Raw genomic sequence first — 19,635 nt, forward strand, 5'->3', positions numbered from 1 at the left:
AAGCCATACTCCCAGCGAACCAAGGGCGGCATAGACATCAAAATAGACTCAGTGCGACCACCGGTTTGTAAGCCAAATAAAGTGCCACGGTCATAAACCAAATTAAACTCAACATAACGGCCTCGACGGTACAGTTGGAACTGGCGCTCATCATCGTTATATTCAAGATCTTTATTACGCTCAACAATCGGCGAATAAGCCGTTAAGAAACCATTACCCACGGCTTGCATAAACTCAAAACTCTTATCAAAACCAGGCTCATTGAGATCATCAAAGAATAATCCACCGACCCCACGGGTTTCATTACGATGAGGCAAAAAGAAGTATTCATCACACCACTTTTTATATTTGGGATAAACCTCATCACCAAATGGGGCGCAAATATCGGCCGAGGTTTGATGCCATGAAACCACATCTTCTTCAAATGGATAGTAAGGAGTTAAATCAAACCCGCCACCAAACCACCATACGGGATCAGCGCCATCTTTATGGGCAATAAAAAAGCGCACATTCGCATGAGTTGTAGGAATAAAAGGATTTTTAGGATGGATAACCAATGACACGCCCATAGCTTCAAAGCTACGTCCAGCTAGCTCTGGACGATGCGCGGTGGCTGATGCCGGCATTGCTGCGCCCATCACATGGGAGAAGTTAACACCAGCTTGTTCAAATACATGGCCTGCGGTCATCACCTTGCTGGTGCCACCACCACCTTCGGCGCGCTCCCACGATTCCGCTTGAAAGCTGGCCTTTCCATCTAATGCTTCTAAACCAGCACAGATATTGGCTTGTAGGGATAACAGGTACTGCTTTACGACTGCGGCATCAGGCATTGCCATATCAAATTCCTTATTGTTTATTCGATTATTTTTATTAAATTACTGTCCGTTACGTAATATTTTGCCGCTACGAGCATCGATAATGGTTGAAGGCTGGCGCTGAGCACCAAGATCACCAGTTATCACAGCCGCAACAGTAGTGGAAAAAGTATCTTGAATTTCTGCTATGGTCAGTGCGGGCGCATGACCGGCTAAATTAGCACTAGTTGAAACAATGGCTTTATTAGTGGCGTCACATAATGCTTTTACCACTGGATGAGCCGAAACTCGCACCGCAATGGAATCAAACTCGCCACATAATAATTGGCTAACCTCTGACTTAATTGGCATCACAAAGGTAAAAGGCCCTGGCCACTTACTAAAGGCAAAGGCAAGTTGTGCCTCTGTGAGTTGTGATTCATCAATATAGGGCTGCAGTTGTTTATAGTCGCTGGCAACTAGGATAACGCCCTTTTGCCAAGGACGTTGTTTGATTTCAAGTAACTTTTGAATAGCAGATAGGTTATCAGGATCGCAGCCAAGGCCATAAACGGCTTCAGTGGGATAAGCAAACACCTCTCCTTGCTCAAACACTTCAGTAACATCTGTTGGATGCAACAATTGCATGAAATACCCTTTAATCTTATAAATTATCGATAAATTATACAGACAATAAGGATATGAACAAATACTGATATAAGGCGAATAGAGTCAAAAAAGTTATATTGGACGCTTATATTTACATGATTTCTGCGGGCATTCTAAGCGGCTTCCAGCTGCGCCCTTACGCTCAACTAAAATACCAAAATTACATTCAGGGCAAGATTCATTATGGGGCGGAAAATTCACTAAGTACTTACATTTAGGGTAAGTATTACAGGCAAAAAAGGTTTTACCAAAGCGACTGGTACGAGATTCTAAATGGCCTTTTTTACAATGGGGGCAGTTGATAACCTCTGCATTTTCATCGTGATCGTGTTTTTCAATGTGAGTACATTCAGGATAGTGAGTACAGCCAATAAAAATACCAAAACGGCCAGACTTAACTGCCAGCTCATTGCCACACTCTGGGCATTCAGAGCCTTCTATCACTTGAGTTTCAATGGACTCATGTTGAACTAGAGGCCGCGTAAAGTCACAAGTAGGATAATTATTACAGCCTATGAATCCACCATGTTTACTATTTTTAACTGACAACTCACAGCCGCACTTTGGGCAGAGTTCAAACTCTTTCTCCAAAGCATGCTCGTGCACAGTAAACAATTGCTGATCGATTTTAGACATTTTACTCTCAATATTACATAAAGGTGTCACCCTATTCAGGTTACACAGGGATGACAAAATAGCCAAGCTGACGATCAAAAAAGGAGGCCTAGCCTCCTTATTTAGTTAACTCATGACAATAGGTTTAAAGACTTAAGAATGTAACCGCCCATCAGGCTGTTCAAAAATAAGATCTTCCATTTGCTCATAAGCAGACTCGTTGCCTGGTACATTAAATAACACCATCAACACCACCCACTTTAAATCTTCCAAGATTAGGGTGGTTTCATCTAGCGCCATCACCCGTTCGATGACCATTTCACGGGTTTCAACACTGAGCACTTGGATTTGTTCAAGAAACAATAAAAACCCACGGCACTCAACATCCAATTTATCCATTTCATCTTTGGTATAAATACGGAATGACTGCTGGGCATGATTGCACAAGTAAGGTTTATCACCTTCTTGTAAATCAGCCAATCTTTCTAGCCAAGACAGGGCTTTCAAAATATCTGCTTGATGAAAACCTGCTCGGGTTAACTCTTTGGTAAGCTCATCTTCGTCAACTAATAGCTCTACTTCGCTATGAACATAGTTTTCAAAAAGGTACATGAGGATATCAAACATGGTTATCTCCTCTCTAATCTGACGTAACCACCAGGCACTTGTGCCACCTGGCCCTGTAATTCAAGTTCAAGCATTTCAACTAACACCAGATCTATCGACTTTCCACTATGCTCGACTACTGCATCTAAACTAGTAGCCTCATAACCTACACTAGCTAACAGCGCAGAAAATGGCAAATTTGTTGTATTATCTGCTATATGGTGACGATTAGCGACATTTTCAAGGTGAAACTGCGTCAATGCGGACAATTCTTCAACAACATCTGTTGCACATTCTACCAATTTAGCGCCATTTTTTAACAAGTCATGGCAACCTTGGTTATAGCCACCGAGCACCGAGCCGGGCACTGCAAACACTTCTCGATTTTGCTCCATCGCCAAGCGCGCACTGATCAACGAGCCACTTTTGCGCGTTGCCTCCACAACAATCGTGCCCAGTGATAAACCACTAATAATGCGATTTCGCCGAGGAAAGTTACCTGCATAGGGGCCAACCTGCGGCCAAAACTCACTCAGTACACAACCTTGATGCTGGATTTGGTGATACAAATTACTATGGCGTTTAGGGTAAATACATTCAACACCAGTACCTAATACCGCAAGGGTTACGCCATTACTGTCTACTGCTCCTTTATGGGCTGCACCATCAATCCCAGCCGCCATACCGCTGGTTATTGAAAAGCCCATCTGAACCATCTCTGTGGCTAACGCCTTTGCCATATTCAAACCACCAACGGATGCATTGCGACTCCCCACCATGCCAATTGAAGGTCGTAGCAAGGCTTCGAGTTGGCCTTTAATAAATAACACTCCGGGAGGATCTGATATTTGTTGCAGTAATGCGGGATAGTCAGGGTCTGACAAAGTAACAATGTGATGTTGCGGGGATAGATTAAGCCACTCAATGGCCAAATCAACTTTATCAAAATCAATTTGGCATTGAGACAGCAGCTTTGCCGATAATGGCAAAGACTGCTTTTCAAACTCTAAACGTTGCCGTAATTCCTCAACATCCATTTGAGTTAATAATTGTTGAATCCGGGCGGGTCCTAGCCCGGATACTGCACAAACAACTAGCCAGTCGACCAGTTTATTATCGATTACTCGCCTTTTAACTCAGTCGTCTTAGGGGTGACTAACTTATCGTCAACTCGCACAGGACGTTCATTGGCAATAATAATCGCCATACTGGTCTTTTCGAAAACTTTAAACACCATTAACTTGCCATGGAAAATATCAGGCATGGTAATAGCATTATCGTCAGATATTTTGGCTTTTAAGTTGTCGTAAGCACTACGATCAATGGTTGATACCGGCATGCCGTCACTATTGATGACAATGGTTTCACCATTGCGATAAATACCAAACACATGACCGGTGTCGATACCATCAACAGCCCCTTTATCAAGATAAACGATATCTAGCTTGCCAACTTCACGAATATCTTTCTCAATGGCTAACACGTTAGCAGGCACAGACTCTGGCGCCGCTTTAGGAATAAAGTAAGCTGACATCAGCGCTTCATCTTCTACCGGTGCAACTTTAAAACCGGCTTTCGATTCGCGTAAGTTACTCAGTAATTGCACTTTTGAAATGTCGCCAGATTCAATCACTCGACCACTGGCAGTCAAAATAATTTCTTGCCCTAGTAACTCGCTATTTTCTTTATCAAAAAACTCTCTACCTTCTTGGTATACCGCCAGCTTTTCACCAACAGGTAAATTGGCATTAATATAAACCACATCTCCTACTGTATGATGACGAGATGGACTTTCACCAGCAAGGATCATTGGCAAGCCATCAAGCCATTCTGGGTCTACGATTCGGTTTTGCACCAAATAAGGCTGGATCAGTGATAAATCAATAGCAGGGATTGGACCACCTTTGTCGCTAATGCGCCCTTCAGGGCCTTTTTTGATATGCTGCTTTAATACTAACCGTGGTTGTCCATCGATAAACACTAAGGTGAGTCGATCGCCAGGATAAATTAAATGCGGGTTCGCAATCTGTGGATTTGCGCCCCATAATTTAGGCCAACGCCAAGGATCGTCTAAGAAAAAGGCTGATATATCCCACAGCGTATCGCCTTTTTTAACGATATATGAATCGGGGTGACCAGACTTTAATGTTAATTTATCAGCCAAAACCAAGGTTGAGGCTATGGTACTTAGTGTCAAAAACGCGAGTAAAAATATCCGTTTCATGGTTCATTCCATGTGTTTAGCTCTTTATTAGAGCTTTTGCTGTTATTGATAGTCAGTAAGGATTAAAATTAACCCATTAACCAAGCCAGTATAGCTAACTGGCTGAAATTTGACAGACTTGTTAAGAGTTTATATATGCCATTATTAAAAGTTTTACGTTTTCCAGATGAAAGATTACGCACAGTTGCTAAGCCTGTCACCGATTTTGGTGAGGTTTTGCAAACCCAAATAGATAACATGCTTGAAACAATGTACGAGGAAAAAGGCATTGGACTTGCGGCTACTCAGGTAGATTTCCATCAACAATTAATTGTGATGGACCTGCAGGATGAAGTTGAGCGTCCGACCATTTTCATTAATCCTGAGATTGTCAGCAAAAGCGGCGAGTTCACTAATGAAGAAGGCTGTCTTTCGGTTCCGGGCATTTACGCTAAAGTTGATCGTGCTGAATTTGTTACCTTAAAAGCCCAAGATCGTCACGGTAAAGAGTTTACGGTTGAAGCGGATGAGCTATTTGCCATCTGTCTACAGCACGAAATGGATCATTTAAAAGGCAAGTTGTTCGTCGATTACTTGTCAAAAATGAAACGTGACCGTATCAAGACTAAACTTGAGAAAGAAGCCCGTTTAGAAGCAAAAGAAGCATAGGACTCCATTTGAAACCGTTAAATATTATCTTTGCTGGCACGCCAGACTTTGCCGCTTTACATTTGCAGGCACTTATTAATTCCGACCACAATGTGATTGCGGTGTATTCGCAGCCAGATAGACCTGCGGGCCGTGGCAAAAAACTGCAAGCAAGCCCGGTAAAGCAGCTTGCTGTTGCCAACGATATCCCTGTATATCAGCCGCCATCATTACGCAAAGAGGATGCCCAAGCAGAGCTTGCTGCCTTAAACGCTGACATTATGGTCGTCGTTGCATACGGATTAATCCTGCCAAAGATAGTATTAGATACGCCAAAACTGGGTTGTATTAATGTACACGGTTCTATATTGCCTCGCTGGCGTGGCGCCGCGCCAATCCAGCGCGCGCTTTGGGCTGGTGACAGCGAAACTGGCGTCACGATTATGCAAATGGATATCGGTTTAGATACTGGTGACATGTTACTTAAAACGTCGCTTAAAATTGAAGACACCGACACTTCTGCAACCTTGTATAGCAAATTAGCCGAACAAGGACCGCCAGCGTTAATAGAAGCGCTTGAAGGTTTAAGCAAAGGCACCCTCGTTGCTGAACAACAAGATGAATCTTTAGCTAACTATGCTGAAAAGTTATCTAAAGAAGAAGCTCAAATAGATTGGACTAAGCCTGCGAAACAATTATGGCAAGAAATTCGCGCCTTTAACCCTTGGCCAGCTAGTCATTTTAGCCACCAAGGCAATACCATCAAGGTATGGCAAGCGAGTTACAATAATGCTGTTGATAGTAATGGCACTAATGCCACACCTGGTACCGTACTAGACAGCAATAAGCAAGGTGTCACCGTCGCTACAGGCGAAGGCTCTTTGCAGCTACAAGTCATGCAATTACCGGGTAAAAAGCAAATGCCTGTCGCAGATATTCTTAACTCACGCGCAGACTGGTTTGCCCCAGGGGTAAACTTTAACCCAGTCGCGAAAGAAGACAATGAGGCACAGCCATAATGAATGTTAGAGCGCTCGCAGCCAAAGCCATTTTCAATGTACTTGAGAAAGGCATTTCACTATCGGTGGCCTTGCCAGATCAACAACAACATCTCGAAAATGGTAAAGACAAAGCCCTATTAGCAGAACTTTGTTATGGCGTAATGCGTCAACTGCCACAACTGGATAAATGTGTCAGTGACTGCTTAAGCAAACCCTTTAAAGGTAAGCAGCGTATATTGCACCAATTATTATTGGTGGGTTGTTATCAGCTTTACTTCACTCGAATTCCTGCTCATGCGGCCATTTCAGAAACCGCTGAAGCCTGCCGCCAAATGAAATTTGATGGTTTAGTTAAAGTGGTTAATGGTGTTCTTCGTAATATTCAACGTAAAGAAGCACCACTAAATACTGACAACGACACCCTGAAATACAATACTCCTGCTTGGTTTATTAAACGCCTAAAATCGGCCTACCCAGATCAATGGCAACAAGTTATTGAGCAAAGCCATCAACGCCCACCAATGTGGCTGCGCAACAATCAGCTATCACAAACCCGTGAGCAATACTTAGCGCTACTTGCTGAACAAGAAGTAGAAGCCAGTGCCGGTGCGAGTGATGATGCGATTTTACTTGCTAGTCCAACAGATGTAATGCGATTACCCGGTTTTGCTGAAGGCTCAACCTCAGTACAAGATGGGGCCGCGCAGTGGGCAGCAACGCTATTAGCACCAGAAACTAATGAACTGGTTCTTGATGCCTGTGCTGCACCCGGCGGAAAAACCTGCCATCTAATAGAAACTGCGCCAAACATTAGTCTAGTCGCGGTAGATTTTGATGAAAAACGCTTAGAGCGTGTGCAACAAAATCTGGACAGATTACAATTAAAAGCGCAAGTTATTCATGGCGATGCAGCCAATATTGATACTTGGTGGCAAGGTGAAAAGTTTGACAGGATCTTATTAGATGCCCCTTGCTCTGCAACCGGTGTCATTCGTCGCCACCCTGACATTAAGTGGCTACGTAAAAACAGTGATATTGATGAACTGGCTTTACTGCAACAACAAATCATTGATCATTGCTGGAAATGGCTGAAACCCGGCGGCACCATCCTTTATGCCACCTGCTCAATTTTGCCAGAAGAAAACAGCCAGCAAATAGAGCAATTTTTACAAAGAACAAGCGATGCGACATTAGTACCAATCGCCCAACAATCATCTGCTGATGATATTGGTTGGCAATTGCTACCAGGCCAAAACAATTGTGATGGCTTTTACTACGCACGTTTAGTTAAAGCGCTTTAAGCTCGTTTAGTAGGGATACCCGCACAGCAATGAAAATTATTATTTTGGGCGCAGGCCAAGTTGGCGGCACACTGGCTGAAAACCTCGTCGGTGAAAATAACGACATCACCTTAGTGGATAATAACCGCGCCAGAGTTAAATACTTACAAGATAAATTCGATTTGCAAACCGTCATCGGCCATGGTGCTCACCCGAGCACCTTAAAAAGGGCCGGCGCAGAAGATGCCGATATGCTAATTGCAGTCACCAATAGTGATGAATGCAATATGGCTGCATGCCATATTGCATACAGCTTATTTGGCACCCCAACCAAAATAGCCCGGATCCGCTCAGAAGCTTACCTTGAGCAGCGCGACAAATTGTTCATCAATACCGAAGTTAAAAACAGTGACACCAAATTACGTGGTGGCTTTGTTATTGATGAATTGATTGCCCCAGAGCAACTTGTTACCGCCTATATTGAACGTTTAGTGCAATACCCTGGCGCACTGCAAGTACTCGAGTTTGCTAAAGGCAAATTAAGCCTAGTGGCCATTAAGGCTTATTATGGTGGGCCATTAGTGGGTAACGCGCTGGCAACGCTGCGTGAACATATGCCGAATATTGATACCCGGGTCGCGGCTATTTTCCGTAAAGGCAAAGCGATTATGCCCCGCGGTACCACCATTATCGAAGCCGATGATGAAGTGTTTTTCGTTGCCGACACCCGCCATGTGCGAGCGGTGATGAGTGAAATGCAAAAGCTGGATAATTCTTACCGTAATATCATGATCGCCGGTGGTGGTAATATTGGTTATGGCCTTGCAAAAAGATTACAAAAAAAGCACTCAGTCAAACTCATTGAACACAGTTTAGAGCGCGCAGAAAGCCTGTCAGAAAGGTTAGAAAACTGCACAGTATTTAACGGTGATGCATCGGATCAAGAGTTACTGCAAGAAGAGCACATTGACCAAACAGATGTGTTTATAGCTGTCACCAATGATGACGAAGCTAACATTATGTCGGCGCTATTAGCTAAGCGAATGGGCGCCAAAAAAGTCATGGTGCTTATTCAACGTGAAGCCTATGTGGATATTGTCCAAGAAGCCAATATCGATATTGCAATTTCGCCGCAGCAAACCACCATTTCAGCCTTACTGACCCATATCCGCCAAGGCGATATTTGTAATGTTTACTCATTACGTCGCGGCGCAGCTGAAGCTATCGAAGCCATTGCCCATGGCAGTTCTTCCACCTCAAAAGTGGTCGGCAAGCAAATCAGCGACATAAAATTACCCCCAGGAACGACCATTGGCGCTATCGTTAGAAATGATGAAGTGATTATGGGTCATGATAAAACCGTCATTGAAGAAGGAGATCATGTGATTCTATTTTTAGTAAATAAAAAGTTCATTGGCGATGTAGAAAAGCTGTTCCAACCGAGCGCGTTTTTCTTCTAGCGTCACCATTAATGGCACTATGCTGAATTTAAAACCGCTACTGTTTGTCATTGGCGCTTTTTTATCTATTCTCACTGGCTTCATGCTGGTGCCAATGGCTTTTGCGCTGTTTTATCATGAAGAAACTATCGGCGCATTTATGATGTCCGGGTTGTTTAGCGGCCTCGTTGCGATTTTATGTATTCAAGCAGGCCGCAACAGCGACGTTAACCTTAATATCCGCGATATGTTTTTTCTCACCACCATGACTTGGCTGGTAGTCAGTTTATTTGCCGCCTTACCTTTCACCCTTTACCACGGTATTAACTATACCGACGCCTTTTTCGAAACCATGTCCGGCATCACCACCACAGGCTCAACTGTGCTGTCAGGCTTAGACGACATGGACCACAGCATTTTAATTTGGCGATCCCTATTACAATGGCTTGGTGGGATCGGTTTTATTGTCATGGCGGTAGCCATTCTGCCTTTTCTCAATGTCGGTGGTATGCGCCTGTTTCGCACCGAGTCGTCAGACTGGAGCGACAAAACCACTCCACGGACCCAACACATGGCCAAATACCTTTTTGAGGTCTATGTTGTGCTTACCGTGTTATGTGCCTTGGCCTACCACTTGTCGGGGATGCATTGGTTTGAAGCCATTAATCATGCCATGACCACACTGTCTACTGGCGGCTATTCAACGTCTGATAGCTCAATGTCAGCTTTTACTCCAGCAGCCCATTGGGTCGCAATTGTGTTTATGGCTGCAGGAGGCTTGCCGCTGCTGATGTTTGTACAAAGCATTCAGCAAAAAACCTTAAAGATATGGAATGACGAACAAGTTAAAGGCTTTATAAAATTTATCATCTTGGTGTCGGTAACCCTTGGCTTTTGGCTTTGGTTCAAATCAGATATGGCACTGCTCGACGCCATGCGCCTATCTGGGTTTAACGTCATCTCAGTGGTTACAACGACTGGCTATGGCTTAACCGATTATCTGGCATGGGGCGCTTTTGCCAGTATCAGTTTTTTATTTCTGATGTTTGCTGGTAGCTGCTCCGGCTCGACCTCTGGTGGGATTAAAATATTTCGCTTTCAGATTTCACTTAAAGTCATGCTCCAGCAATTAACTCAACAAGTCCACCCTCAAGCTGTAGTCAGTAAGCGCTATAATCATCGCGTCATTGATAATGATATTATTCGCTCAATTATGGCCTTTATCATGCTGTTTTTGATTGTGATTATATTACTTGCGGTGACCTTGGTGCTCACAGGCTTAGATCCTGTAACCAGTATTTCAGGCGCCATTACTGCGGTAACTAATGTCGGCCCAGGTCTTGGGCCTGTTATTGGGCCTGCGGGTAATTTTGCCAGCTTACCGGATACCGCTAAATGGGCGCTGGCTTTTGGAATGTTATTGGGGCGATTAGAAATCATTACCGTGGCGGTACTGTTCGCCCCCAAATTTTGGAAGTACTAATTAGACGCACTAGCTTGAAGTACTAACGTAACAAGCTAACTCAAAGAGCTAGCTCGCGACCGCTGTAACCCCAAGGCTGACTACATGATCGGCATACACTTTCACATCTTCCCAATCAGTGTAATCAATCACGCTCTTAGGATCAGTCGGGCCGTCAGTCATTTTCATAATTAAGCGAATCGCCAAGCTGTCATACCAAGTCCACGATGGGTAATTCACTTTACCTGCAATGATTTTGACATCTTGTGGCTGCCAAGGTGAAAGCTCAATAAACTTTTGTAGGTATTTATTATTTTCTGGAATGCGTTTTTCAGGCTTACGTGCCACAACGTTGACACAGAAAAAGCTATTGGGCTTGCTGCTCAGCTGTTGTTGGTAACGATTAACAAATTCAAATACCGACTTATGATAAGAACCATATAAAACACAAGCCCCTAACGCAATAACATCATAGCTTGCCCAATCAATGTCAGCATGGTTATTATCAAGAATATTGACCACATCACACTGATGACCGTTATGGACAATCTGCTCTGCAATTGCACGACTAATTTGTGCAGTATGCCCACCTCTTGAATAATAAATAACTAAAGTTTTTGCCATTTCAACACCGATTGTTGCTTGAATAAGCAGCCATTGTTACAAAAAAGGCTATTATAATCGCGCTCTTTGATCACAAATTAGAAACGTCTCATATAATTAGATGATAAAATTGAGATCTAAGTTCGCCAGCAGTATGATGAATCTGAGTATTAAATCAGTAATAGGTAAATAAATGTCTAAAAATATTGATGTAGAGTCGATGCTAGGTAATGCCGAGATGGCAGCCAAATGGCTAAAAGCGATTGCTAATCCTTATCGATTGATGATTTTGTGTTTACTGCTGGAAAAAGAACGCAGTGTCACTGAATTAAATGAAACGGTGCCATTAAGCCAATCAGCATTATCTCAACACCTTGCAGTCATTCGAGCCCAAGATTTAGTCAATACTCGTAAAAGCTCACAGAACGTGTATTACACCCTAAAAAATGCTGAAGTGACTGAAGTTATCTCAATTTTGCATCGTTTATATTGCGCAGCTTAATAAGCCTTAACGACTATTAAGCTGAATAAAGTCATTGGCAAACTCATCGACTTTATTCCAATCGGTAAACTCATAAGTACCTGTGATATCTGTTGGCCCTTTGGTCATCCACATGATAAAGCGGATCATCACTCTATCCATGGTGCGATACTTCGGGTAATCTATCTTCCCTGCAAACACGCCTAATAAGTTAGGCTGCCATTGAGATAATTGCAGAAACTTTTGCATATACGGATTGGTTTCAGGGGTATTTTTAAGGGGCTTTCGAGCAACAACATTTACCGTAAAAAATGCGCTTTTCATTGAGGACAAGCTGCTCAGGTTTGCCTGTATGAACTCATAAAGCTCAGGTCGATGTTTGCCATAACGAATGCTGGCGCCTATGAGTACCTTGTCAAAGTCCGTGAGTGGTAACGACTTTGCTTCAACAAGAGAAACCAAAGTCACCTGTTCGCCAGCCTCTTCTAGCATCAACTTAAGCTTGTTACAAATAGACAAAGTTTGTCCATCGACTGTCGAATATATCATGATGCTTTTAAGCATATCTCTTCCTTTTAATCGACGATTTCCTCAACAGTAATAAGCGCTAAATACCCATTGAAAATAGCTAGCTCATTAGTTTTTCCAAAAAGTCGGCGTAAATAACACTAACAAGGTAAACACCTCTAAACGGCCAAATAGCATGGCCAGTACCAACACCCATTTAGCCCCATCAGTCACGCTGGCATAGTTACTGGCCACCTCTCCTAAGCCTGGGCCTAGATTATTAATACTGGCAGCTGTTGCACTAAAGGCGGTAATGGCGTCCATTTCCATTGCCATTAATAGCACCATACAAATGACAAACACTAAGGCATACGCAGAGAAAAATCCCCAAACCGCATCAATGACACGATCAGGCAAAGCAGACTTACCAATTCGAATCGAATACATGGCCTTAGGGTGTATTAAACGCTTCATTTCACGAGAGCCTTGTAGCAACAAGAGCACAAAGCGGATCACTTTCATGCCGCCCCCGGTAGAGCCAGCACAACCACCAATAAAACTAGAAAAGATTAATAATATAGGCAAAAACAATGGCCAAGAGTTAAAACTTTCGGTGCCAAAACCAGCCGTAGTGGATATCGACACCACCTGGAAAAAAGCATAATCTAAGGTCTGCTCTGGCGAATCATATATGCCAGCATTATATAAAGTCGCGAAACAAATAGCGGTTAATACCAATTGAATACCAATTAAGGCTTTAAATTCAGCATCACGAAAATAGACTTTAAAATTAATCCCCCGCCAACTGAACGCGGCGAAATGCAGGCTAAAGTTAACAGCCGCAATCAGTAAAAACACCGCACAAATAACATTGATCAGCGGGCTATTAAAATAGCCAATACTGGCATCATGAGTTGAGAAACCACCAATAGCAATGGTCGAGAATGAATGACAAATAGCATCAAAGGCGCTCATGCCAGCAAAATAAAATGCTGTCGCACAAGCCACAGTTAATAATAAGTAGATATACCAAAGCGCCTTGGCGGTCTCGGCAATTCGCGGTTTCATCTTACTGTCTTTTACCGGCCCGGGTATTTCAGCTTTATAGAGCTGCATACCACCAATACCTAACAGCGGCAAAATGGCTACCGCGAGCACAATGATCCCCATGCCACCCATCCACTGCAGCAGATGTCGATAAAACAATATCGCTTTGGGTAAATCATCGAGGCCGACAATCACGGTGGCCCCTGTGGTAGTCAACGCTGAAAAGGATTCAAAGAAGCTGTCTGTCCAACTTAAGTCGGGCTCGGTAGAAAAGATAAATGGTAGTGCCCCGATGGAGCCCAGTACCGTCCAAAACATCACCACAATCAAAAAGCCTTCGCGGGTGCGCAAATCGCCTTTTTGAGCCCGGTTTGGATACCAAAGTAAAAAACCTAAAAATAAACTGACGCAAAACGCCTGTATAAATGCAGTACCGCCGCCATCTTTATAAAAAATGGCGACTAATGCAGGTGGCAGCATAGTGATAGAAAATAATCCCATCAGCAGGCCAGTGATTCTAATAATTGTTTTATATTGCACTGTGTTTATATCGCATAGGTTTTATTTTGCACTAATTTGAGAGCATCGTTGTTAATGCCGCCCAAGACTCGGGCGCGCTAATAAGCCATAACACCTCAGCTAATCACATCTTTAAAGATCAGCGATTAACAATTGAGCTTATTATCGTTATGACTTTGTATTTTGGCATACTTTTTACACTCATCAAACGTTAAACTTTGCCTTAAGCTGACCTTGGGTTTGGGTGGCCAGCTCACGATTAAAGTCATCATGAAATGCTTTGGCAATTTCAAATTCAATTTCGATAACATCAGTAAAGACTTTATTGCTGATAACACCATCAAATTGATTAACCAAATATTCAATTTGATTAAGTTGCGGGTAACTGCAACTCAGCTTAGTACTATAGCGAATATATTTAGTTTTGGTCTCAAGTTCGGTTAAACCAGACTTGATCCCCGATGAGTAAGCCCGCACTAAGCCACCCACGCCTAACTTAGTGCCGCCAAAGTAGCGCACTACAATAGCGCCAATCTCACCAATATTTGAACCTTGTAACGTTGCTAACATCGGCCGACCAGCACTGCCTGCAGGCTCGCCATCGTCGCTGCTGCCAATGGCAATACTATTTTGCGGATCGGACGCCACAAAAGCATAGCAATAATGGTTAGCGCCCGGGTATTCCAGCCTCATGTTAGTAAGCGCACACTTCAACTCTAATTCACTACTACAGTGAAACAGCACAGTGATAAATCGACTGTGCTTGATATCTTCTTCGATGGTGAGTGTTTGATTGGGTATTTGGTATTGTTCAGTCAATGAGACCTAGCTCTCGGGTCATGTTTTCGTTTCTATCTTGGTGCACAATAACATTATCTTCAATTCGAATGCCGCCAAAAGGTCTTAATTCGTCGACTTTATCCCAATTTATTTGCGATTGTCGCCGATCGGCTTTTAGTCCTGCCAGTAATGAGTCGATAATATATATCCCCGGTTCAATAGTAAAAACTTGGTTAGCGGCGATTTCACGGGTGCAACGTAAAAATGGATGCCCAGCTGGTGTCGGAATATGGGTGCCTGCTTCATCACCTAAAAAGCCGCCCATATCGTGTACTTGTAACCCCAGCATGTGGCCTAAACCATGGGGGCAGAAAACACTGGTAATCCCCTGCTCGACCAAGCCTTGAGCATCACCTGTTGCCAAATTAAAGTCCAACATCAAATTAGCCAGTTTTGCATGAAAACGTAAGTGTAAATCAGGGTATTTAACCCCAGGCTTCATCATATCGACTAGTGACAACTGCAACTTGTTCATCTCCACAATCAACTCGTAGAAACTATTTTTCTCAAAAGAGTAAGTACGGGTAATGTCAGATGCATAACCATTATAGTTAGCGCCCGCATCGATTAAGAATGATAACCGTGGTGACGGGATTTGATGCTCTAATACGGTGTAATGCAATATCGCCGCATTTTGGTTAAGGGCAACAATATTGCCATAGGGTACTTCGTTTTCAGTTTGGCCAATGGCGGATAAATACTGCTGCTGAATTTCAAACTCGCTGCCACCATTATAAAAAGCATTCTTAGCCGCTAAGTGGCCTTTTATTGCAGTTTGGTTAGCGCGGCGCAAACATTCCAGTTCGTACTGGGTTTTATCGGCGCGGTGATAATGCAGGTAATTCATTACCGCATCAGGATTACAGCAACTGATGCCGAGCACTTCAGCCACATCAATATGCTCACCAATATATGCCCAGTGCGATAAATCAGCCGGTAATAATTGCGCCACTTGGTCTGCTTTAGTCAGCAATTTAATCTCAAAATGTTCAGCCCAAAAATCATTGGGCTCATCACTGACTTTATGCCAAAAATCCACCGGGCGATAAAATATCAGCTGCGGTTTATCAACTCCGTTAGCGACAACCCAACAATTGGGGTTATCAAGCACAGGTAACCAGGCTTTAAACTGTGGATTAACTTTAAATGGGTAACTTAAATCATCAAGAAACTGGCGATGAGCCTGGCCTGAATGAATAACTAACCCATCAAGCTGTTCACTTTGTGTTATTTCGGCAACACGGCGATTTAGTTCTGCAATGTGTGCATGATAAAAATGAGCAAGCTGATCCATTATTTCAGTCCCTGTAATGATTTTTTGTTATGAAAGAACTTGTGAAGTGTATCACAAAGGGCAAAATTGACTCTAGCTGCCAATTATTTAAACGGACGTTTAAATTGGGTGTTGTATTTTATTTCATTTCGTCGCACACTGTTTGGCAACTGGTCAAATGATGGCCGTCGCTGCTGTGAAAACAAAGCTAGATAACAACACAGTGATTGTGATGTAGAAGTCGCTTTTAGCAAAAAGGAAGCAAGCAATGATCTACCAAAGTCCTACGATTCAAGTTGAGTTATTAGAGGATAATATTGCCAAGCTGTGCTTTAACGCACCAGGTTCGGTAAATAAATTCGATAAAGAAACTCTTTCTTCATTAGATGCTGCATTAGAAAGCATCAAGCAAAACACCAACATACAAGGCCTACTGGTTACCTCTGGTAAAAGTACCTTTATCGTTGGCGCTGATATCACAGAATTTTTAGGTTTATTTGAGCAAGATGATGCCACCTTATTATCTTGGGTCGAACAAGCCAGCGCAGTATTTGATAAACTTGAAGACTTACCATTCCCAACAGCTTCTGCTGTAAATGGTTTTGCATTAGGTGGCGGTTGTGAAGCTATCCTTGCGACTGACTTACGCATCGCTGACACCAACGCCCGTATAGGCTTGCCAGAAACCAAGCTTGGTTTAATCCCAGGTTTTGGTGGTACTGTGCGCTTACCTCGTGTGATTGGTGCTGACAACGCACTAGAATGGATCACCACAGGTAAAGATCAACGCCCAGAGGCTGCTTTAAAAGTTGGCGCTATTGATGCGGTTGTTGCACCTGAAAATTTAGAAGCTGCTGCTCTACAAATGCTAAAAGATGCCATCAACGAAAAGTTAGATTGGCAGTCTCGCCGCGCACGTAAACTTAAACCACTTACATTGCCAAAGCTTGAAGCCATGATGTCGTTTGCAACGGCTAAAGGCATGGTCTTTAAAGTTGCAGGTAAACATTACCCTGCACCTATGATGGCAGTTAACGTTATTGAACAAGCTGCAACACTTGATCGCGCAGAAGCGCTAAAAGTAGAAAATAAAGCTTTCATCAAATTAGCGAAAACTGAAGTTGCCACGGCATTAATTGGCATTTTCTTAAACGACCAGTTCGTTAAAGGTAAAGCTAAGAAAGCCGGTAAACTGGCTAAGAAAGTAAACAGCGCTGCAGTATTAGGCGCTGGCATCATGGGTGGCGGTATCGCTTACCAAAGTGCAAGTAAAGGTACACCGATTGTCATGAAAGACATCGCCCAACCTGCATTAGACTTAGGTTTAGGCGAAGCGGCTAAATTACTGACAGCGCAAGTTAAGCGTGGCCGTTCTACCCCAGCTAAAATGGCAGCAGTTTTAAACAACATCACTCCAGCGTTAGATTATGCCCCCATTAAAGATGCTGACGTTATCGTTGAAGCTGTAGTTGAGCATCCTAAAGTTAAAGCGTCTGTATTAGCTGAAGTTGAAGGTTATGTTGCAGATGATGCCATCATTGCATCAAACACCTCTACTATCTCAATCAACTTATTAGCGAAGAGCATGAAGAAGCCAGAGCGCTTCTGCGGCATGCACTTCTTTAACCCAGTACATAAAATGCCATTAGTTGAAGTCATTCGTGGCGAAAACAGCTCAGAAGAAACGATTGCTTCTGTTGTGGCATACGCCAGCAAAATGGGTAAAACTCCTATCGTTGTTAACGATTGCCCAGGTTTCTTTGTTAACCGCGTATTGTTCCCTTACTTTGCCGGCTTCAGTGGTTTACTGGCTGACGGTGCTGATTTTGCCAAAATCGATAAAGTAATGGAAAAGCAATTCGGTTGGCCAATGGGCCCAGCATACTTACTTGACGTTGTTGGTCTAGATACAGGTCATCATGCACAAGCAGTTATGGCTGAAGGTTTCCCTGACCGCATGGGTAAAAATGGCAAAGATGCTATCGACATCATGTTTGAAAGTGAGCGCTTTGGTCAGAAGAATACTAAAGGGTTCTACTCTTACTCTGTTGACCGTCGCGGTAAGCCAAAGAAAAATTTAGATCCAACAAGCTATGAATTGTTAGGTAAAGAATTTGGTGAGCTAAAAGAATTCGAAGCAGATGAAGTTATCGCTCGTTGTATGATCCCAATGATTATCGAAACGGTTCGTTGTTTAGAAGAAGGCATTATTGCTTCTCCTGCTGAAGGCGATATGGGTCTGGTTTACGGTATTGGTTTTCCACCATTTAGAGGCGGTGTATTCCGTTACCTAGATACCATGGGTGTTGCTAACTTTGTTGCACTTGCTGACAAGTTTGCTCACTTAGGTGGTTTATATCAAGTGACTGATGCAATGCGTGAGCTTGCAGCCAATAACGGTACTTACTACCCAGCCTAATTAGCAGTAAAGGAATAACATCATGAAAAACGCTGTAATCGTCGACTGCATTCGTACTCCGATGGGCCGCTCTAAGGCTGGAGTATTTAGAAATGTACGTGCAGAAACTTTATCTGCAGAGCTAATGAAATCATTATTAGCACGTAATCCAAAACTTAATCCAACAGATATCGAAGATGTTATCTGGGGTTGTGTGCAACAAACTCTTGAGCAAGGTTTCAACATTGCTCGTAACGCGGCGCTTTTAGCTGGCATTCCAAAATCAGCTGGCGCCGTAACGGTTAACCGCTTATGTGGTTCATCAATGGATGCCTTGCATCAAGCAGCCCGCGCAATTATGACTGGCCAAGGCGATACCTTTATCGTTGGTGGTGTTGAGCACATGGGTCATGTACCAATGAACCATGGTGTAGACTTCCACCCAGGTCTTGCAACAAACGTAGCAAAAGCGTCAGGCATGATGGGCTTAACGGCTGAAATGTTGGGTAAAATGCACGGTATCACTCGTGAACAACAAGACGCTTTCGCAGTACGTTCTCATCAACGTGCCCACGCAGCTACTGTTGAAGGTCGCTTTGATAACGAAATTGTAGCTATCGAAGGCCATGATGCAAACGGCGCACTGATTAAAGTGACTCACGATGAAGTTATCCGTCCAGAGACGTCATTGGAATCATTATCAGGCCTACGCCCAGCGTTTGACCCTGCTAACGGTACAGTAACAGCTGGTACCTCTTCTGCACTATCTGATGGCGCTTCAGCTATGTTAGTGATGGAAGAAGAAAAAGCTAAAGCATTAGGTTTACCGATTCGTGCTCGCATCCGCTCTATGGCAGTTGCTGGTTGTGATGCTGCGATAATGGGTTACGGCCCAGTTCCTGCAACTAAGAAAGCCTTAGCTCGCGCAGGATTAAACATAGATGATATGGGCGTGATTGAATTGAATGAAGCATTCGCTGCTCAATCATTACCTTGTGTTAAAGATCTTGGTTTAACCGATGTTGTTGACGAAAAAGTTAACTTAAATGGTGGCGCGATTGCATTAGGTCACCCATTAGGTTGTTCAGGTACGCGTATCTCAACAACACTGATTAACTTGATGGAAGCAAAAGATGCTAAGTATGGCTTAGCAACGATGTGTATTGGTTTAGGCCAAGGCATTGCAACTATCTTCGAACGTGTAGATAGCTAAAAAATAAATGTAAATAAAAAGCCGCTTCACAAAT

At 43.3% G+C, this 19,635-nt stretch carries 19 protein-coding genes; 8 read left to right on the forward strand and 11 right to left on the reverse strand.

Annotation, left to right across the window (positions count from 1 at the left end; all coding sequences use genetic code 11):
• The 6 genes from hemF to BCU91_RS00970 all read right to left on the reverse strand — a co-directional run.
• Positions 1-839, reverse strand: an 839-nt coding sequence (hemF, locus tag BCU91_RS00945) for an oxygen-dependent coproporphyrinogen oxidase (RefSeq protein ID WP_102530707.1), incomplete at its 3' end; no start/stop codon positions are given.
• Between the two features lie 39 nt (positions 840-878).
• Positions 879-1,445, reverse strand: a complete 567-nt coding sequence (locus BCU91_RS00950) for an L-threonylcarbamoyladenylate synthase (RefSeq protein WP_102436458.1) — start codon at positions 1,443-1,445, stop codon at positions 879-881.
• A gap of 93 nt (positions 1,446-1,538) precedes the next feature.
• The gene (locus BCU91_RS00955) at positions 1,539-2,102 is read right to left on the reverse strand and encodes a type I DNA topoisomerase (RefSeq protein ID WP_102436456.1); all 564 of its coding nucleotides are present in this window, start codon (positions 2,100-2,102) and stop codon (positions 1,539-1,541) included.
• 132 nt (positions 2,103-2,234) lie between these two features.
• Positions 2,235-2,708: a DUF494 family protein gene (locus BCU91_RS00960; RefSeq protein ID WP_076541718.1), complete on the reverse strand. Its 474-nt coding sequence runs from the start codon at positions 2,706-2,708 to the stop codon at positions 2,235-2,237.
• 2 nt (positions 2,709-2,710) lie between these two features.
• Complete coding sequence (dprA, locus tag BCU91_RS00965; RefSeq protein WP_102436454.1) at positions 2,711-3,724, reverse strand: DNA-processing protein DprA; 1,014 nt, start codon at positions 3,722-3,724, stop codon at positions 2,711-2,713.
• Positions 3,725-3,807: 83 nt separating this feature from the next.
• Entirely contained in the window at positions 3,808-4,911 is a 1,104-nt protein-coding gene (locus tag BCU91_RS00970; RefSeq protein WP_198589321.1) for a LysM peptidoglycan-binding domain-containing protein, read from the reverse strand.
• Between the two features lie 135 nt (positions 4,912-5,046).
• Between BCU91_RS00970 and def the strand changes: the two genes are divergently transcribed.
• The 5 genes from def to BCU91_RS00995 are packed head-to-tail and all read left to right on the forward strand — an operon-like array spanning position 5,047 to position 10,741.
• On the forward strand, positions 5,047-5,559 hold the full coding sequence (gene def, locus BCU91_RS00975; protein ID WP_206747599.1) for a peptide deformylase: 513 nt from the start codon (positions 5,047-5,049) through the stop codon (positions 5,557-5,559).
• A gap of 8 nt (positions 5,560-5,567) precedes the next feature.
• Positions 5,568-6,557: a methionyl-tRNA formyltransferase gene (gene fmt / locus BCU91_RS00980; protein ID WP_102475875.1), complete on the forward strand. Its 990-nt coding sequence runs from the start codon at positions 5,568-5,570 to the stop codon at positions 6,555-6,557.
• Entirely contained in the window at positions 6,557-7,840 is a 1,284-nt protein-coding gene (gene rsmB, locus BCU91_RS00985) for a 16S rRNA (cytosine(967)-C(5))-methyltransferase RsmB (protein ID WP_102530708.1), read from the forward strand. The genes fmt and rsmB overlap by 1 nt, the downstream gene beginning before the upstream one ends.
• Positions 7,841-7,869: 29 nt before the next feature.
• Entirely contained in the window at positions 7,870-9,279 is a 1,410-nt protein-coding gene (gene trkA, locus BCU91_RS00990; protein ID WP_076541730.1) for a Trk system potassium transporter TrkA, read from the forward strand.
• A 19-nt stretch (positions 9,280-9,298) separates the two neighbouring features.
• Positions 9,299-10,741, forward strand: coding sequence for a TrkH family potassium uptake protein (locus tag BCU91_RS00995; RefSeq protein ID WP_102530709.1), 1,443 nt, complete (start codon positions 9,299-9,301; stop codon positions 10,739-10,741).
• Positions 10,742-10,789: 48 nt separating this feature from the next.
• On the opposite strand, the gene hemG (BCU91_RS01000) is transcribed toward BCU91_RS00995, so the two are convergent.
• Positions 10,790-11,344 carry a menaquinone-dependent protoporphyrinogen IX dehydrogenase gene (hemG, locus tag BCU91_RS01000; protein ID WP_102436444.1) on the reverse strand — a complete coding sequence of 185 codons (555 nt, stop codon included), beginning with the start codon at positions 11,342-11,344 and terminating at the stop codon, positions 10,790-10,792.
• A gap of 172 nt (positions 11,345-11,516) precedes the next feature.
• On the opposite strand from hemG (BCU91_RS01000), the gene BCU91_RS01005 reads away from it, so the two are divergent.
• A complete protein-coding gene (locus tag BCU91_RS01005) occupies positions 11,517-11,825 on the forward strand; it encodes a metalloregulator ArsR/SmtB family transcription factor (RefSeq protein WP_076541734.1) in 309 nt (102 codons plus the stop codon).
• A gap of 6 nt (positions 11,826-11,831) precedes the next feature.
• Here the strand turns inward: BCU91_RS01005 and hemG (BCU91_RS01010) are convergent, their stop codons facing one another.
• The 4 genes from hemG (BCU91_RS01010) to pepQ all read right to left on the reverse strand — a co-directional run bounded on the left by hemG (BCU91_RS01010) (position 11,832) and on the right by pepQ (position 16,011).
• On the reverse strand, positions 11,832-12,368 hold the full coding sequence (gene hemG, locus BCU91_RS01010) for a menaquinone-dependent protoporphyrinogen IX dehydrogenase (protein ID WP_102530710.1): 537 nt from the start codon (positions 12,366-12,368) through the stop codon (positions 11,832-11,834).
• A gap of 72 nt (positions 12,369-12,440) precedes the next feature.
• A complete protein-coding gene (locus BCU91_RS01015; RefSeq protein ID WP_102436440.1) occupies positions 12,441-13,898 on the reverse strand; it encodes a TrkH family potassium uptake protein in 1,458 nt (485 codons plus the stop codon).
• A gap of 183 nt (positions 13,899-14,081) precedes the next feature.
• Entirely contained in the window at positions 14,082-14,696 is a 615-nt protein-coding gene (locus BCU91_RS01020) for a YigZ family protein (protein WP_102436438.1), read from the reverse strand.
• Positions 14,689-16,011 (reverse strand): Xaa-Pro dipeptidase, encoded by a 1,323-nt coding sequence (pepQ, locus tag BCU91_RS01025; protein WP_102436436.1) that lies wholly within the window; start codon positions 16,009-16,011, stop codon positions 14,689-14,691. Before pepQ ends, BCU91_RS01020 begins: the two co-directional genes overlap by 8 nt.
• Before the next feature lie 247 nt (positions 16,012-16,258).
• On the opposite strand from pepQ, the gene fadB reads away from it, so the two are divergent.
• Positions 16,259-18,409 (forward strand): fatty acid oxidation complex subunit alpha FadB, encoded by a 2,151-nt coding sequence (fadB, locus tag BCU91_RS01030; protein WP_102530711.1) that lies wholly within the window; start codon positions 16,259-16,261, stop codon positions 18,407-18,409.
• 22 nt (positions 18,410-18,431) lie between these two features.
• A complete protein-coding gene (gene fadA / locus BCU91_RS01035) occupies positions 18,432-19,601 on the forward strand; it encodes an acetyl-CoA C-acyltransferase FadA (protein WP_102530712.1) in 1,170 nt (389 codons plus the stop codon).
• Positions 19,602-19,635 lie beyond the last annotated feature (34 nt).

It is taken from the genome of Shewanella sp. 10N.286.52.B9 (assembly GCF_002873635.1).
Lineage (GTDB): Bacteria > Pseudomonadota > Gammaproteobacteria > Enterobacterales > Shewanellaceae > Shewanella.